Here is a 17,515-nt window from a genome sequence, read left to right as displayed (position 1 = left end):
TAATAAATTAACAAAATATTCTGAATTAAAATCCGTCACATATCCTCTTTCAAGCATACTTCCCCGTAAAAGAACGCAAAAAACACCCGTCCCTAACAAAGGGACGAGTGTTGAAATCGTGGTTCCACCCTTATTCTAATAAAATGAATTTATAACGAAATAAGCTCATTTTATAGCTCGTGTAAATTGATAACGGTTTTATCCGCCAAGAATTACAATGCATCATGTATGCAGTTCACTCTTGAAGTTTAGAGGTGGTAAGCTTGTCTTTTCGTATTAGGAAGCTCACAGCCTAAGGCTTCCCTCTCTGAGAATCGTAAAATACAACTCATGTCCTCATCATTACTTTTATAAAATATCTTGTCGAAACTTGTTGTTTTTTATTATATGGGCTATTTTTTAAAAAATCAATAGTTTTATTTTTTCTGACAAAAAAAATATAGGGAGAAAATTTTCCCTCCCTATAACTGCCCTATTAAAATTTCTAACTCTTCAGCTGTAACGCTCCGCCACTTTCCAACTTCAAGCTCATTTAGCTCTATATTCATAATGCGTACTCGCTTTAGCTTTATTACAGTAAACCCGAAAGCTCGACTCATTCTACGAATTTGCCTGTTCATTCCTTGCGTTAAAACGATACGAAATGTTGATTGATCGACTCTTGTCACTTTGCACGGCTTCGTCATTCCATCTTTAATCTTTACACCGCTGGACATCTCATCAATAAACCAGTCCGTAAAAGGTTTATCGACTGTGACAACATATTCCTTCTCGTGCTCATGATCACCATGTAAAATTCGATTCGCAATGCCGCCGTCATTCGTTAATAAGATAAGTCCTTCCGATGCTTTATCTAATCGTCCAACTGGAAAGATTCGCTCTGGATAATTGATATAATCAATAATATTATCTTCAATATGATCAGCTGCTGTACAAGTAATTCCGACTGGTTTATGAAAGGCTATGTACACCTTTTCTTTCTCTTCTTTTACAATAACTTGCCCATCAATCGTTACAACATCACCATCGCTCACAAGTTCACCGTGCGTACATATTTCACCATTAATAGCCACGCGTCCAGCTTTAATGAGGCGATCTGTTTCACGTCTGGAGCATGATTTTGCTTCGCTTATGTATTGGTTGATTTTCATGTTCTATTCCTTTTCACATATATTAAAAGCGTCAATCTATGGCAATATAATTCTGCCACGATTGACGCTTTTTCACTTCGCAAAAACAACTAAATAAATAACCCCAATCACCAAAAATATTCCGCAACAAGCTAACAATACTTTTGCAAGTTTGTCCATAAACATATAATGGTTTCCCCTTTGTTTCGTTGTTTTCTATTTTAATTCGACAACTGTTACGCCTAGGCCTCCCTCGCCCATGTCGCCGTAACGGAAGGTTTTTACACCGCGATGCTTCTTCAAGTAATCTTGTACACCTTGGCGAAGTGCTCCTGTCCCCTTACCGTGAATAATTGATACGCGAGGATAGCTTGCAAGCTGGGCATCGTCTAAGTATTTCTCAACGCGCGCCATTGCATTTTCAAATCGTTCACCACGAAGGTCAAGTTCTAATGAAACGTGATAGTCTCTACCTTTTACCGTTGCAACTGCTTTTTTCTCTGTTTGCTTCGGTGTGTTAATGTATTCCATGTTAGATTCTTTTACTTTCATCTTCAGAATACCGATTTGTACGCTCCACTCAGTATCGCTTACTTTTTCAAGTAATTGACCTTTTTGACCGAACGTTAATACTTTTACTTCATCACCTGCACGTAACTGTTGCTTCGGCGCAGTGTTTTTCACGTTTACTTTTTGTTTCTTAACAAGCTCTGGTGCTGCGCCTTCTAGACGGCTCTTCGCTTCAATTAACTCGTGGTCTTTCACGTTTGCAAGCTGTGCTTTACGCAATTGACGAAGTTCTTGAATAATGCCTTCTGCTTCTTTCTTTGCAGCTTCGACTTTTTCTTCCCCTTCTTTTTGCGCTTTTAATAATCGTTCATCGCGATCTTCGTTAAATTCAATGATTTGACGTTGTAATTCACGATGAAGTTTTTCAGATTGTTTGCGAAGTGCTTCTGCTTCGTTCCAGTCACGCTCTGCGTTCTTCTGGCTTTCTTCTAACTTCGCAATCATATTTTCAATTTTATTCGTATCTGTACTAATGTGGTTGCGTGCTTGGTCAATAACGCGATCAGATAATCCAAGACGTTTCGAAATTTCAAAGGCATTACTACGGCCTGGTACACCGATTAATAATTTATAAGTTGGACTTAATGTATTTACATCAAACTCAACACTCGCATTAATAACTTGCTCACGGTTATATCCGTATGCTTTTAATTCTGGATAATGCGTCGTTGCAACAACGCGAGCACCGCGATTACATACTTCATCTAAAATCGAAATTGCTAGTGCAGCCCCTTCTTGTGGGTCTGTTCCAGCACCTAATTCATCGAATAAAACTAAGCTTTCAAAATCAGCTTTTTCTAAAATATCAACGATGTTCACCATATGTGAGGAGAACGTACTTAAACTTTGTTCAATCGATTGCTCATCACCGATATCAGCAAATATATTTTTAAACACACAAATCTCTGACTCATCCATTACTGGAATGTGAAGACCAGATTGCGCCATTAAAACACAAATACCAACTGTTTTCAGCGTAACTGTTTTACCACCTGTATTCGGTCCTGTAATAACAATTGTCGTGAAATCTTTACCTAACATAATGTTATTTGGCACAATAATTTCTGGATCGATTAGCGGATGGCGAGCTTGTCTTAAATCCATATAACGCTCGTTATTTACGATTGGTTTCGTTGCTTTAATTCGCTTTGCATAAAAAGCTTTCGCAAAAATGAAATCAAGATTCGCAACTACTTCTACGTTTGATAAAACGATATCGGCTTCTACTGCCACTTCTTCTGTTAACATCAATAAGATGCGTTCGACTTCTTGTTTCTCTTTCACACGAGCTTCTTGCAGTGCGTTATTTAATTCTACAATGACTTGCGGTTCAATAAATAACGTTTGTCCAGAAGCTGATTGATCGTGAACAATACCACCATATACGCCGCGGTATTCTTGTTTTACTGGGATTACGTAACGTTCGTTACGAATCGTTACAATCGAGTCAGACAGCATCTTTTGCGCATTTGAAGAGCGCGTCATATTTTCTAATTTTTCACGAATACGGCTTTCCGCAGTACGAATTTGAGTACGAATACCACGCAGTTTATCACTTGCGCTATCGACTACTTCACCGCCGTCACCGATACAATTTGTAATTTTCTTTTCTAAATCATATAAAGATACAATTTGAGCGACGTGAGTTTCTAAAATCGGAAGCTCGACACCGTTATCAGCCATATCTTCAATGAAACGTTTCATATTACGACTACCATACATCGTATTCGCAATATCAAGTAATTCATTTGGACTTAACATACTCCCAATTTTTGCACGCTTCACATTTGAGCGAATATCCGTAATACCACCTAATGGTGCACTACCTTTTAAACGAATAACTTTCGCTGCTTCATCCGTTGTATCTTGCATTTCTACAATTTCTTCAAAATCAGTGCTCGGCACTAAATGCTTCACTTTGTCACGGCCAAGTGAAGAGGCTGTATGTTCAAGTAATTGTTCTTTTACTTTATTGTATTCTAATACACGCAACGTTCTTTCTAACATGTTGCAGGTCCCCCTTGCGTTACTTATTACGTTTAATATAGTCTAATAAACGTTCAATATCCCATGTGTTAATCACGTTATCTTTTTGAATCCAACCTTTACGTGCTGCTGCTACACCTGTTTCCATATCTTCTAACATTTCAAGTGTATGAGCATCTGTATTAATCGCTACTTTTACACCAGCATCTTGTGCTTGTTTTAATAATTTCGCGCTTAAATCTAGACGGTTCGGATTCGCATTTAATTCTAAAACTGTATTTGTCTCTTTTGCGAGTTCAATTAATAAATCTGTATCTACATCATAACCCTCACGGCGCCCGAGAAGACGTCCTGTCGGATGAGCAATCATTGTGACATGTTTATTCTCAAGTGCAGTACGCAGACGCTTCATGATCGTTTCACGGTCTTGTGAGAAGCTAGAGTGAATCGCTCCAATGACATAGTCTAATTCTTCTAATACTTCATCATCAAAATCAAGCGAGGCATCTGGTAAAATGTCCATTTCAATTCCGCGTAAAATTGTAATGTCTGGATACTTTTCATTCATACGTTCAATTTCTTTCGCTTGCTCACGAAGACGCTCTTTCGTTAAACCATTCGCTACTTTTAAGTATTGCGAGTGATCAGTAATCGCCATAAACTTATATCCACGAGCACGGCACGCTTGTACCATTTCTTCAATAGAAAAAGCACCGTCACTCCAAGTTGTATGCATATGTAAATCACCTTGTATATCGGAAAACTGAATTAAGTTCGGATACTCTTTAATTAATTCAATTTCTTTTCCATCTTCACGCACTTCTGGCGGAATAAATGGTAGACCGAAATGAGCAAAGAAGTCTTCTTCAGTCTCAAATGTTTTCACTTCACCTGTTTCTAAGTTCTCTACACCGTACTCACTAATTTTCTCGCCTTTATCTTTTGCGATTTGACGCATTTTTACGTTATGGTCTTTTGATCCTGTGAAATGGTGAAGTGTTGTAATAAACTCTTCTGGTTTTACTAAGCGGAAATCGATTGAAATATCATATTCATATTGAAGACGAACAGAAACTTTCGTATCCCCACTTGCGATTACCTCAATCATATTATCGAATTGTAGTAAATGCTCACGTACCGCTGCTGGTTCTGTCGTTGCAATGATAAAATCTAAATCTTTCACTGTTTCACGAACACGGCGCAAACTACCAGCGCGAGAGAAACGAATTACTTCAGCAATATTCGACAATTTCTCCTCTATTTCCCCGGCAATAGGCAATACCATCGCAATTGGTAAACGCTCTGGACGAGAGCCTACTTGATCGATTGCTTCTAATATTTTCTCTTCTGTCTTCTTACCGAAACCAGCTAAAGCTTGTACTTTATTTTCCTCACAAGCAGCTTTTAACGTCTCCATATCAATAACGCCTAGCTCTTTATATAACTTAGCCACCTTTTTACCACCAAGACCTGGTAGTTTTAATAACGGCAATAAGCTACTCGGTACTTCTTTTTCAAGTTCTTGTAATACTTCAGATGTTCCCGATTCTATATATTCTTGAATAACGGCTGCTGTTCCTTTTCCGATGCCCGGAATCTTTGTGAAATCTTCAATCTCAGAAAGACTACGACCGTCACTTTCTAATGCTGCTGCCGCTTTACGAAATGCAGATATTTTAAATGGATTCGCACCCTTTAGTTCCATAAAAAGCCCGATTGTCTCTAATAATTTGATAACTTGTTTTTTATTTACTTTCATCATTACCCCGCCTTTCTTTCATAGAAAAAAACTTCTCTTTCCGAAAAAAGAGAAGTTATACTCTGCTACCTGTCTGCCATAGTTCCTTCACCTTTTCAGATAGAATCGGTGTATCGTCTACAATTATTTTGCTAATTGATGATTTTTGTAATGGTGTTTGTACTTGTTCAATCGGAAGAATGTTTCCAATGATAATTAAGACAAACAAAACAATATATACTTCTAAAAATCCGAGGATTGCCCCCGCAAACGCATTTACTTGCTTTAAAACCGGTATTTCTGCAAACATATTTAACAAATTACCAAGTAATGAAAGTGCTATTTTTGTAATAATAAACAATATGATAAACGCAAGCGCTTGATAAAATACTGTCTCAATATTATTTGCATCAATCCATTCTGGAACAGATACGTTTTTATCAAATGGATACGGAATAAATTTCGCAAGTGCTGGCGCTAAATCTTTACAGTACCAGTATGCAACAAGGTATGCGATAATAAAGCTTGTTAACTTTACAAGTTGCAGAATAAACCCTCTGCGTAAGCCGAGGAAAAATCCCATAACAAGCAGTAAAATGATAATAATATCAATCATGTTATTCCATTCCTTTTTTTGTCATACTTTCTTTCAATTTCTCATGTTCTTCTTTTAATTTTATGTAATCGTGTATGACGTTTACCGCCGTCAATACCGCTAGTCTACTCGTGTCAAGCGAAGGATTCTTGGCATTGAGTTCGCGCATTTTATCATCCACAATCGCTGCTACCATGCGGATATGACTTGTACTTTCATCGCCAACAACTGAATATTGCTGACCATAGATTTCTACATTAATTCGACTTTTCTTTCCCTTTTGTTGTGACAACTCACCGGCCTCCAATCACGTACAGAATCCTAAAGTTTATCATACCATGAACCTTCATAATATGGAAACAGAAAGAACAATCCGATATGATAAAAATAACAATATAAAAAAAGGGGCGACCATTATGTCAAATTCTATCGTAATTCAAACAAATTCTACAGTAATTGAAGACATGAAACAACAATATAAACATTCACTTAGCCCGAAAATTCCACAAGGCGGAATCTTCATGGCAAAGGTGCCATCTTGCACGATTACAGCGTATAAATCTGGAAAAGTAATGTTCCAAGGAGGCCGCGCTGAAGCAGAAGCTTCTCGTTGGCAAACTGTCTCTCACGCGCCAAAAACAGCTGTAAAAAAATCTGTCGATTCACACCGTTATGCGCCGCCTGCTTCCATCAGTACAATGTCTATTGTAGGGTCTGATGAAGTTGGTACTGGTGATTTCTTCGGACCAATGACAGTCGTTGCTGTATATGTGGATGCGAAGCAAATTCCACTACTAAAAGAACTTGGTGTAAAAGACTCTAAAAACTTAAATGACGATCAAATTACTGCCATTGCGAAACAACTTCTACACGTTGTTCCTTATAGCTCTCTTGTCCTTCATAACGAAAAATATAACGAGCTATTTGATAAAGGAAACAACCAAGGTAAGCTAAAAGCTTTACTACACAATAAAGCTATTACAAACTTATTAGCTAAAATGGCACCTACAAAACCTGAAGGCGTCTTAATCGACCAATTCACACAACCTGATACATACTACAAATATTTAGCAAAACAAAAACAGGTACAGCGTGAAAATGTTTATTTCGCTACGAAAGGTGAAAGCGTCCATTTAGCAGTAGCCGCTGCTTCTATTTTAGCTCGCTACTCATTCGTAAAACAGTTTGACGAACTAAGTAAAAAAGCTGGTATGCCACTTCCGAAAGGTGCTGGTAAACAAGTTGATATCGCTGCTGCTAAATTAATTCTAAAGCTTGGTAAAGAACGATTACCCGAGTTTGTGAAACTGCATTTCGCTAATACGGAGAAGGCGCTTCGCTTATTAAAATAGTATCGACAAAAACAGGAGCCTACAAACTCCTGTTTTTTGTTTCATCCTACTATTGTCCTTATAGTTTTGTTATAATTATAATATACAGATTATTCTAACATAGGAGGAGATCTACATTGCTACTTCTACAAATGATTCTAAATATTTTACTAGGCGATCCACACGAAAGACAGTTCGAAATTAGAGAAAACATTCAGCTACTAAGTGAACAACCAGCGTTCAACGATTTAATAGAGCGTTATGGTCGATCTTTCTTATTAAACTTTCGGATTCGAAGATTTATCGGGAAACACGATGCACGCTTGTTAATACATAATCCAGCAAAACTACAACACTTCTGTGAAGAACTTGAATGTATGATTAGAAAAAGGAGGTTTTTCATATGAACGCTGTAAAAGTTAAAAAGGTACTATATGCTTTCGTACACCTCGTAGGCCCACTTTCTTACCTCACTATTTCTATAATTTGGGGAGCTTTTTTCACTACTAAATCCACATTCGAAAATATATCTGATAATCTTGGCGTGATGGCCATCTATTACGTGTTCATAAGTTTACTGTGGTTTTTCTATTTAGACCGATTAGACAAAGACATAAATAAGATTACAAAAGAAATTAACGATAATAAGATGTAACACATAACAAAGGAGAGCCCTTAAGACTCTCCTTTGTTATGTTAGCTTCGTTTCTGCTTCTTATTTGATGAAGATACTTTATGAGAACCTGTTTCATGTGTCGTCGTTCCTTGTCCTTCAACTTCTGGAGAACCTAGGCCCGATCTTGAATGATCTTTTTTCACTTTTTTACTCATTTATATTCACCCCTTCGCGTTACTTTTTGCTACGAGGGAATAAACTATACAATATGTAAAATAAAAAGCGAGAGGAAATCCTCTCGCCTTTTTTCATATTTTAGAATTCAGAAGAACCTGGAGTTCTTGGGAATGGAATTACGTCACGGATGTTAGCCATACCAGTGATGTACATTAGGAAGCGCTCGAAACCTAGACCGAATCCAGCGTGTTTTGTACCGCCGTATTTTCTAAGTTCTAAGTACCACCAGTAGTCCTCTTCGTTCATACCTAATTCTTTAATTCTGTCTACTAAAACGTCCATTCTTTCTTCACGTTGGCTTCCGCCGATTAATTCGCCGATGCCAGGAACTAGAAGGTCAGTAGCAGCTACTGTTTTACCGTCTTCATTTAAACGCATGTAGAATGCTTTAATGTCTTTCGGATAGTCAGTTACGAATACAGGGCGTTTGAAGATTTCTTCTGATAAGTATCTTTCGTGCTCTGTTTGTAAGTCGATTCCCCATTCTACTGGGTATTTGAAGTCAGCACCTGATTCTTGAAGCACTTTAATTGCTTCTGTATATGTGATGCGACCGAAGTCAGAGTTGATTACGTTGTTCATGCGCTCTAGAACTGTTTTATCAACGAAGCTGTTGAAGAATTCCATTTCTTCTGGTGCATGCTCTAATACGTATTTCATTGCATATTTCAGCATATCTTCTGTAAGGTTCATTACGTCACCTAGTTCAGCGAATGCAATCTCAGGCTCAACCATCCAGAACTCAGCAGCGTGACGAGTTGTGTTTGAGTTTTCTGCACGGAATGTAGGTCCGAATGTGTATACATCACGGAATGCTAATGCATAAGCTTCAGCGTTCAGCTGTCCACTTACTGTTAAGTTTGTTTCTTTACCGAAGAAGTCTTTTGACTCATCAACTTTTCCGTCTTCACCTTTTGGTAGGTTATTTAAATCTTGCGTTGTTACGCGGAACATTTCGCCAGCACCTTCTGTATCACTACCAGTGATGATTGGTGTGTGGACATGTACGAATCCACGCTCTTGGAAGAATTGGTGAATCGCAAATGCTGCGATAGAACGTACGCGGAACGTTGCAGAGAATGCATTTGTTCTTGGACGTAAGTGAGCGATTGTACGTAAGTATTCAAACGTATGACGCTTCTTTTGAAGTGGGTAATCAGAATCTGATAAGCCCTCGATATCAATTTTTTCTGCTTTAATTTCAAATGGTTGCTTCGCTCCCGGCGTTGCAATTACTTTACCTTCTACTTTAACTGAAGAGCTAAGTGGAAGTTTTGCAATTTCTTTGAAGTTCTCTAATTCTGTATCGAAAACGATTTGAACGCTTTTGAAGAAGCTACCGTCGTTTAATTCGATGAAACCAAATGCTTTTGAATCACGTAAGTTACGAATCCACCCTGATACTTGTACTGTTTGATCTGCATACTTTTCTGTATCTCTATACAGACTTTTTACTAATGTGTTTTCCATAGTGAAATTCTCCTTTGCTCATATATTTAAATACAAAAAAACCTTTCATCCATAAAGGGACGAAAGGTTAAACTTCGCGGTACCACCCAATTTGTCATAAAGACCAACTTTAACTCGTATGTAATACATACTTCCCGGTTTGTAACAGGCCGGATTCCCGTCTAAGTCTACTCTTGAATACAAAATTCAATTTCGGTTAGCAACTCCAAGGTGTTCTTCACATATACCGCCTCATCAGGCTCTCACCGTCCCTGACTCGCTTTGGATTATAGTATATACTACTTTTCCTTATCATCGTCTTTCATTTTGTTAAACTAAAATTAATGTACTACATTCGAGAGAAAGATGCAAGGTGTCGGAAAATATATGAGCGATTTTTGTAATATATCGACTTACCGACAGTGTCCGACAACCAATCCAATAAAAAAATTGCCGGAATGAATCCGGCAATTTTCTAATTACTTACGTAACTCCGCACCGAATTTCTCTTCTACCGTTGTTAGTACACGGTTATGTGCTTCTGTTACTTCTTCGTCTGTTAATGTACGTTCTGCATCGAAGTAAGTCATAGAGAATGCAAGTGATTTCTTGCCTTCTTCCATTTTTTCACCTTCGTATAAGTCGAATAGTGTTACGTCTTTCAGAAGTTCTCCGCCAGCTTCAGCAATGACTTGCTTCATTTCACCAGCTTTTGTTTCTTTTGTTACTACAACAGCCATGTCACGTGTCATAGATGGGAAACGTGGAATTGCTGAGTAGTAAGTTTCCTCAGCGTCTGCACCGAATACTTTTACAAGAGATAATTCAAATACGAATGTATTTTTCACATCTAATTGTTTTTCTGCTTCTGGGTGCAATTGACCGATGAAACCAATTACTTCGCCATCTAATACGATGTCAGCTGTACGGCCTGGGTGCATACCTTCACGTTTTGCTGGTGCATATGTGATTTGATTTGAAACGCCAAGCACGTCGAATAGTCCTTCTAGTACACCTTTCACAACGAAGAAGTCTACTACTTTCTTCTCACCTTGCCATGCATGGTGAAGAGCAAGACCTGTCATAACACCTGCAAGATGTTGTTCTTCTTTCGGAAGTTCTCCTTCTTCTGTCGGTAAGAAGATAGAACCTACTTCGTATAAAGCAACGCTGTCGTTTTTACGAGCGACATTGTATGAAACTGCTTCTAGTAATTGCGGTACTAAGCTTAAACGAAGTTGGCTACGTTCTTCACTCATTGGAAGTGCAAGACCTACAGGCGCCTTTTCGTTTGGCTCAACCATATATTGTTTCGCTTTGTCAGCGCTTGTTAATGAATACGTAATTGCTTCATATAAACCAGCACCCTCTAAGAAGCGGCGTACTTTACGACGTTTCGTTTGTGCTGATGTTAATTTACCACGAGTCATCGTTCCAGAAGGTAATGTAACTGGAATGTGGTCATAACCGTATAGACGGCCCACTTCTTCTACTAAGTCTTCTGAAATTGTAATATCAGGACGACGTGCTGGTACATTTACATGGAATGTTCCTTCTACTTCTGTAAATGGGAATTTCAAGTTTGTGAACATTGTACCCATTTCACTCGCAAAAATATTTGTACCTAATACACGGTTTACTTTTTCAGCAGTAACAGATACTGTACGCTCTTGTACTTGTAAGTTGTCAGCTTCTACTACACCTTCAAGTGCTTCACCGCCAGCATATTTCGCCATTAAAGCAGCTGCGTGTTGAATTGCTTCAAATGTACGTGTTGGATCGATTCCTTTTTCGAAACGTGCACTTGATTCACTACGAAGACCTAAGTCTTTTGATGTACGACGTACTGTTTGACCTGCAAAGTATGCAGACTCAATTAGAACGTTTACTGTCTCATTTGTAACTTCAGAATCCGCCCCGCCCATTACACCAGCAACAGCTAAAGCTTTCGTGCCGTTTGTAATTACAAGATGGTGGCTTTGTAATGTACGCTCTTGATCATCTAAGGTTTCAATTTTTTCGCCTTCTTTTGCAAGACGAACAACGATTTCTTTTGAACCTAATTTATCGTAATCGAATGCATGTAACGGTTGACCGTATTCCATTAAAATGTAGTTTGTAATATCAACTACGTTGCTAATTGGACGAATGCCAGCTGCCATAAGACGAGTTTGCATCCACATTGGTGATGGACCAATCTTTACGTTTTTAACCATTTTTGCAATGTATAACGGGTTTTCTTCTTTCGCTTCTACACTTACAGAAATATAATCAGAAGTTTTTTCTGCTGTTTCTTGTAAGTCGATAGCTGGAAGTTTTACTTCGCGGCCATAAATAGCAGCTACTTCATATGCAACACCTAACATGTTTAGGCAATCTGCACGGTTTGGTGTTAAACCAAGCTCAAGTACTTCATCGTGTAAGTTTAAAATTTCAAGTGCATCTGCACCAACTTCAGCGTCACTTGGGAAGATGAAGATACCATCTGCATATTCTTTTGAAACTAACTTTCCATCAATGCCAAGCTCTTGAAGAGCACAAACCATACCGTGAGAAGCTTCACCACGTAGTTTTGCTTTTTTAATTTTGAAGTTACCAGGAAGTACAGCACCAACTTTTGCAACTGGTACTTTTAAACCTTTTGCAATGTTAGCAGCTCCACAAATAATTTGAACTGGCTCTTCTTCACCGATATCGATTAAGCATTTGCTTAATTTATCAGCTTCTGGGTGTTTTTCACATTCTAATACGTGACCAACTACAACACCTTTTACACCTTTATTTAATACTTCAACGCCTTCTACTTCAATACCACTTTTCGTGATTTTGTCTGCTAGTTCTTGTGCTGTTACATCTTTAATATCTACATACTCTTGTAACCAACGATATGATACGAACATATTTATCCTCTCCTTCCCTTACGCTCGTTTGAATTGTTGTAAGAAACGTACATCATTTGTATAGAAATGACGAATGTCATCTACTCCGTATTTCAACATTGCGATACGCTCTGCGCCCATACCGAATGCGAAACCTTGATATTCTTTTGAATCATAACCAGCCATTTCAAGTACGTTCGGGTGAACCATACCTGCGCCTAGAATTTCAATCCAGCCAGTTCCTTTACAAGTGCCGCAACCTTTGCCATGACACATCATACAAGAAATATCCATCTCTACAGATGGCTCTGTGAATGGGAAGAAACTTGGACGAAGACGGATTTCACGATCTTCACCGAACATCTTTTTCACGAATACTTGCAGTGTACCTTTTAAGTCACTCATACGAATGTTTTTATCAATTACAAGACCTTCAATTTGCATGAACTGATGTGAATGCGTCGCATCGTCGTCATCACGGCGATACACTTTACCAGGACAAATAATTTTGATTGGGCCTTTTTCTTTATTATTTTCCATCGTACGTGCTTGCACAGAAGATGTATGTGTACGTAGTAACGTTTCTTCTGTAATGTAGAATGTATCTTGCATATCACGCGCTGGGTGATCTTTCGGTAAGTTTAGTGCTTCGAAGTTGTAGTAGTCTTTTTCTACTTCTGTTCCTTCAGCTACTTCATAACCCATACCGATGAATACATCTTCAATTTGCTCAACAACAGCTGTTAACGGATGGTGACAACCTGTTTCAACAGGACGACCTGGCAGTGTAACATCGATTGTTTCAGTAGCTAATTTCGCTTCGATTACTGCTTTTTCTAAGTTACTAATTTTGTCATCTAAACGCGTTTGAATCGCTTCACGCACTTCATTTACTAATGCTCCCATACGTGGACGCTCTTCTGCTGACAATTTTCCCATGCCGCGTAATACTTCTGTAATTGGGCCTTTTTTTCCTAAATACGCTACGCGTACGTCGTTTAAGCCCTTTAGCTCTTTCGCTTCTTCAATAAGCTCTAACGCTTTTTGCTTTAGCTCTTTTAAACGTGCTTCCATTTTGGAACCCTCCTAATTTTAAAAATAAAAAAACCTCGCTCCCAAAAAGGGACGAGGTAAATTCGCGGTACCACCCTAAATTGACAGAACAAGTCTGCCCACTCATTAGTTATAACGATCAATTCTGACCGGAACGCCTTTACATATACATGGTCCTGGCGTCAACTCCAGAGGTGAATTCACTTCCGTCTACCATAAGAATGCTTTCAGTCTACGGCACTCTCTCCCTATATGGCGATTTTGTAAGTTACTCTTCTCTATCAACGTTTTTCGTTATTTAACTTTTAATATAATGTACTTCAACTTATTATAAGAAGTTTTTTATTTGTTCGCAACCGGGCTTTGCAAATAATACGTTAAAATCCCTGCTGCAACCGCAACATTTAATGATTCTGCCCCGCCGTAAATCGGAATATACAAGTTTTGATCCGTTTTTGCAAGAATTTCTTGGCGTACGCCATTTCCTTCATTTCCTACAATTAATGCAAAACTGCCAGCCGGCGTTACTTCACCATACGGAACTCCATTTTCAAGAGCTGTTCCATATACAGGAACGTTGTTTTCTTTTAACTTGTCTACCCATTCTTCTAAGTTCCCTTTTACAATTGGTAAGTGGAAAATAGAGCCTTGTGTAGAGCGGAGTACTTTACTATTGTAAACATCAACACAACCTTCTCCAAGCACAACGGCGTGAATACCAGCTGCATCAGCTGTACGAATAATTGTTCCTAAATTACCTGGGTCTTGCAGGCCATCTAATAAAAGGAATTTCCCATCAGTAAGAGCTACTTCTTTCTCATGCTTCTCACAAACAGCAAATACACCTTGTGTCGTTTCTGTTTCACGAAGTATTTTGACAATCGCCTCAGGTACGATATACATTTCCACATCATTAACTGTCCAATCTTTCGGAAGGTCTGTCTGATCTGAAACGATAAGTTCTGTTACAATTCCTGCCTTCAAAGCTTCCTCGACTAAGTGGAATCCTTCTACAAAAAATAAACCTTTTTTATCGCGTTCTTTTTTCGTTTGCAGCTTTTTCCACTGCTTTACACGCGGATTTTGTACTGAATCAATGTTTTTCATAATATGTATTTCCCTCTCTTCTTGTCTTATCATTATAGCCTATTTTTCATACATATTTACATAAAAAAGAACAAAAACTAACGTCAGTTTCAATTCTGAAGAAGAGGTGAAAGCAATGAGTTTTAATTTACGCGGTGCTGTATTAGCGAATGTATCTGGAAATTCACAAGATCAATTACAAGAAACAATCGTCGATGCAATTCAAAGCGGTGAAGAAAAAATGCTTCCAGGTCTTGGCGTTTTATTTGAAGTCATTTGGAAAAACGCTGATGAAAATGAAAAGCACGAAATGTTAGAAACACTAGAGCAAGGATTAAAAAAATAAGCAATTTGAAAATCACCTTTGCATAAGCTAAGGTGATTTTTTTTCGGAAAAATTTTTTCTTCTCCTAAACATTTCTACTTTACTAACGAACTATGATGGAGTACAATGTTCAAAATACATTTAAACCGATCGATTTTTCTTCATATACACCATAAGATAAAAGGAGTGAATGTTTTATGCACCGTATTACGCTTGAACAAATTTTTAAACACCACATTACACAAAAATACGTAAACCGTTCTGGAATGGTCCACGCGATCGCTGTCGCTTACCATGCGTTTCACCTAGCCAAAAAGCATCACGCCTCAGTCGATGCTGCCACAAAAGCTGGCTTCCTTCATGATATCGGACATCATACATGGTACACAGGCGGCGAATGGGATTATGACTTATATAAAAAGAATGATATCCATGCAATTAAAGGTGCTGAAAGAGCACATAAATTACTTATTAGATTAGGAGAACATCCAAAACTAGCAAAAGAAATTTCTATTGCAATTCTTCTTCATACAGATTCTTTCTTAGTGGAACAAGAAATTGAAAGAACATCTCTTCAAAATATTATTAAATGGGCAGACGAAGCAGATGAAGAACCGGGCGGAGCGCATCATTATCGAACAATTTCTTATGAAAAAGCACTTAAAGCAATTCAGCAATTAGATCGATTGGTAGAGCGTGAATTGCAAATAGAGCAAGCAAAATTGAATAACAAGACAGAACATAGTTATCAATGAGAAAGAGGCATCACTACAGGGTGATACCTCTTTTATTATTTTATGGAAAATACACCTTTATATGTAATATTTAAATATTACGCCTGAAAACAAAATGCCTTATAATTAAATATACAAATATAAAGAGGTGATTCTACATATGCAACCCGCTACACAACTTTCTAATGAACAGAAATACTCTATGTCATGGGGACAATTTATTAGCTCCGTTGTATTCGCTTTTTTCGGAACCGGACTTATTACTGTGTTCCTCGCAATGCCCTTAACAATTTATACAGCCGGTCTTACAGATAAAAAACAAATTGCCCTGTATGAATCTATCGTAAATACTGCAAGTATTGTATTACAGCTAGCCGTGTTGTTATTCTTCATTTTTAAATTCGAACCCGCAAAAAAATTACTACTACAATCATTTAACTTTAAAGCACTGAGAGAATGGCGTACATACGTATACTTACTTCTTTTCTTCGCTATAAACATTTTACTCAATTACATCTTGTTAAATTATGTATTCCAAGACGCAACAAAGCAGCAATCTTCCGCACTAAACTTAGATGTCTTTAAGCAGTATCAAATATTATTACTTCTGGGCTTTGCAATACTCACACCAATTTTTGAAGAGCTTATTTTCCGTGGCTTTATACTTCGCTTTTTCTCAGAACGCTTTCCATTTTGGATTGCAGCGATTATAACAAGCTTCTTCTTCGGTATCGCTCATACATACTCACTTGGCGTAATGGTCATTACTTTCTTCATGGGATTATTAATGGCTATTTTATGTAAAAAAACAAAATCCATTATTCCAGCTATGTTATTTCATATTATGAATAATTTGTTGGCATTCTTGAATTAGAAAGAGGTATCCTCACGATACCTCTTTTATTAATTCGTATGATCACTTCTCATCTCTATCAATTTATACATATTTATTAATAATATCCAAAATAAACCTCATGTAGTAAAATATAACTTAATTCATATAAAGGAGTTTACATATGTTCAGTGTTATTTGGATGCTTTTCACGCCACTTCTCTTACTATGCGGGATTGCTGGTGGTATTTTTTTAATAGTAACAGGAATTAAATATCGGAAATTACTCGTTGGTTTAATGGGGCTACTTAGCCTATCCTTTGTCACACTACCTTTTGTTTTTTTAAGTATAGGAATTAATATGGATACAATCTTCCCCATTCCAACTGCTCTTTACTGGACCCTATTTTCTTTAACTGGATTATTAGCTGGATTAAGTGGATTACAAGCAAAGATTAAAAGTATCCGTAATATGGGATTCATTATTTTTATCGCTGGTATATTAGGAGTTATCTTCTGGTTACTCATGACTGTGGGTGATTCATACTATATATAATATTTTTTGAAACTCACAAATCGGAGGTAACACAGAAGTGTTCGGAATATTAACTTGGATGATTTTAGCTCTTACTTTAATGGTATGCGAATTCATCGTTGGCATTTTTTTAATTATTTTTGGTATTAAATGTCGTAAATCACTTACCATTATAGCTGGTTTCATTAGCATATCGCTTATCGTTGTTCCTATCGTTTGTATAGGTTCTGGAATAGATTTAGAGGGGATGATTCCAATTTCAGGAACTTTATATTGGGGTCTCTTCTCTTTAGCTGGACTATTAGCTATTATAAGCGGCAGACAAATATCAAGTATTCGTGCTATGGGAACAATTTTGTTTATAACAGGGCTGTGCTCCGTAGCTGGTTACCAGCTTTTATATTTAACTGCATAAAGAA

At 37.6% G+C, this 17,515-nt stretch carries 18 protein-coding genes and 3 other annotated features; of the genes, 8 read left to right on the top strand and 10 right to left on the bottom strand.

Annotation, left to right across the window (positions count from 1 at the left end; translation table 11 throughout):
• Positions 1–96: 96 nt before the first annotated feature.
• Positions 97–352, bottom strand: a binding site (T-box leader).
• Positions 353–461: 109 nt separating this feature from the next.
• The 5 genes from AC22L0_RS13970 to zapA form a co-directional block, all read right to left on the bottom strand.
• Entirely contained in the window at positions 462–1,151 is a 690-nt protein-coding gene (locus AC22L0_RS13970; RefSeq protein ID WP_000700746.1) for a 23S rRNA pseudouridine(2604) synthase RluF, read from the bottom strand.
• A 195-nt stretch (positions 1,152–1,346) separates the two neighbouring features.
• Positions 1,347–3,707, bottom strand: a complete 2,361-nt coding sequence (locus AC22L0_RS13965; RefSeq protein ID WP_000893716.1) for an endonuclease MutS2 — start codon at positions 3,705–3,707, stop codon at positions 1,347–1,349.
• Between the two features lie 19 nt (positions 3,708–3,726).
• Positions 3,727–5,445, bottom strand: coding sequence for a DNA polymerase/3'-5' exonuclease PolX (gene polX / locus AC22L0_RS13960; RefSeq protein WP_087967250.1), 1,719 nt, complete (start codon positions 5,443–5,445; stop codon positions 3,727–3,729).
• A 55-nt stretch (positions 5,446–5,500) separates the two neighbouring features.
• On the bottom strand, positions 5,501–6,040 hold the full coding sequence (locus AC22L0_RS13955) for a CvpA family protein (RefSeq protein WP_000565412.1): 540 nt from the start codon (positions 6,038–6,040) through the stop codon (positions 5,501–5,503).
• 1 nt (position 6,041) lies between these two features.
• Positions 6,042–6,311 carry a cell division protein ZapA gene (gene zapA / locus AC22L0_RS13950; protein ID WP_000082701.1) on the bottom strand — a complete coding sequence of 90 codons (270 nt, stop codon included), beginning with the start codon at positions 6,309–6,311 and terminating at the stop codon, positions 6,042–6,044.
• Positions 6,312–6,435: 124 nt separating this feature from the next.
• On the opposite strand from zapA, the gene rnhC reads away from it, so the two are divergent.
• The 3 genes from rnhC (at position 6,436) to AC22L0_RS13935 (ending at position 8,005) form a co-directional block, all read left to right on the top strand.
• Positions 6,436–7,371, top strand: a complete 936-nt coding sequence (gene rnhC, locus AC22L0_RS13945; RefSeq protein ID WP_087875798.1) for a ribonuclease HIII — start codon at positions 6,436–6,438, stop codon at positions 7,369–7,371.
• Between the two features lie 116 nt (positions 7,372–7,487).
• On the top strand, positions 7,488–7,757 hold the full coding sequence (locus AC22L0_RS13940; RefSeq protein ID WP_000925537.1) for a hypothetical protein: 270 nt from the start codon (positions 7,488–7,490) through the stop codon (positions 7,755–7,757).
• On the top strand, positions 7,754–8,005 hold the full coding sequence (locus AC22L0_RS13935; protein ID WP_000994758.1) for a hypothetical protein: 252 nt from the start codon (positions 7,754–7,756) through the stop codon (positions 8,003–8,005). Before AC22L0_RS13940 ends, AC22L0_RS13935 begins: the two co-directional genes overlap by 4 nt.
• A 41-nt stretch (positions 8,006–8,046) precedes the next feature.
• Here AC22L0_RS13935 and AC22L0_RS13930 read toward each other — a convergent pair whose 3' ends face one another.
• The 5 genes from AC22L0_RS13930 to AC22L0_RS13910 all read right to left on the bottom strand — a co-directional run bounded on the left by AC22L0_RS13930 (position 8,047) and on the right by AC22L0_RS13910 (position 14,724).
• A complete protein-coding gene (locus AC22L0_RS13930) occupies positions 8,047–8,181 on the bottom strand; it encodes a YuzL family protein (RefSeq protein ID WP_000039590.1) in 135 nt (44 codons plus the stop codon).
• Between the two features lie 100 nt (positions 8,182–8,281).
• Positions 8,282–9,673 carry an asparagine--tRNA ligase gene (gene asnS / locus AC22L0_RS13925; RefSeq protein ID WP_000432177.1) on the bottom strand — a complete coding sequence of 464 codons (1,392 nt, stop codon included), beginning with the start codon at positions 9,671–9,673 and terminating at the stop codon, positions 8,282–8,284.
• Positions 9,674–9,725: 52 nt separating this feature from the next.
• Positions 9,726–9,977 (bottom strand) — a binding site (T-box leader).
• A 154-nt stretch (positions 9,978–10,131) separates the two neighbouring features.
• Entirely contained in the window at positions 10,132–12,552 is a 2,421-nt protein-coding gene (gene pheT, locus AC22L0_RS13920; RefSeq protein ID WP_487272293.1) for a phenylalanine--tRNA ligase subunit beta, read from the bottom strand.
• A gap of 18 nt (positions 12,553–12,570) precedes the next feature.
• Positions 12,571–13,605: a phenylalanine--tRNA ligase subunit alpha gene (pheS, locus tag AC22L0_RS13915; protein WP_000388219.1), complete on the bottom strand. Its 1,035-nt coding sequence runs from the start codon at positions 13,603–13,605 to the stop codon at positions 12,571–12,573.
• A 44-nt stretch (positions 13,606–13,649) separates the two neighbouring features.
• Positions 13,650–13,878, bottom strand: a binding site (T-box leader).
• A 48-nt stretch (positions 13,879–13,926) separates the two neighbouring features.
• Entirely contained in the window at positions 13,927–14,724 is a 798-nt protein-coding gene (locus AC22L0_RS13910; protein ID WP_001986644.1) for a TrmH family RNA methyltransferase, read from the bottom strand.
• A gap of 82 nt (positions 14,725–14,806) precedes the next feature.
• Here AC22L0_RS13910 and sspI point away from each other — a divergent pair, with 82 nt between their 5' ends.
• From sspI to AC22L0_RS13885, 5 genes are all read left to right on the top strand, one after another.
• The gene (gene sspI, locus AC22L0_RS13905; RefSeq protein ID WP_000009509.1) at positions 14,807–15,016 is read left to right on the top strand and encodes a small acid-soluble spore protein SspI; all 210 of its coding nucleotides are present in this window, start codon (positions 14,807–14,809) and stop codon (positions 15,014–15,016) included.
• 176 nt (positions 15,017–15,192) lie between these two features.
• A complete protein-coding gene (locus AC22L0_RS13900) occupies positions 15,193–15,750 on the top strand; it encodes an HD domain-containing protein (protein WP_000554786.1) in 558 nt (185 codons plus the stop codon).
• A 139-nt stretch (positions 15,751–15,889) separates the two neighbouring features.
• The gene (locus AC22L0_RS13895; RefSeq protein WP_001182122.1) at positions 15,890–16,603 is read left to right on the top strand and encodes a CPBP family intramembrane glutamic endopeptidase; all 714 of its coding nucleotides are present in this window, start codon (positions 15,890–15,892) and stop codon (positions 16,601–16,603) included.
• A gap of 142 nt (positions 16,604–16,745) precedes the next feature.
• Complete coding sequence (locus AC22L0_RS13890; protein WP_070179522.1) at positions 16,746–17,117, top strand: DNA-binding protein; 372 nt, start codon at positions 16,746–16,748, stop codon at positions 17,115–17,117.
• A gap of 37 nt (positions 17,118–17,154) precedes the next feature.
• Entirely contained in the window at positions 17,155–17,511 is a 357-nt protein-coding gene (locus tag AC22L0_RS13885) for an ammonia permease (RefSeq protein WP_065222750.1), read from the top strand.
• Positions 17,512–17,515 lie beyond the last annotated feature (4 nt).

The organism is Bacillus sp. LQ01, assembly GCF_057624735.1.
Note: the sequence above shows the minus strand (reverse complement) of the source record. Positions and strands in the feature narration are given on the sequence as shown.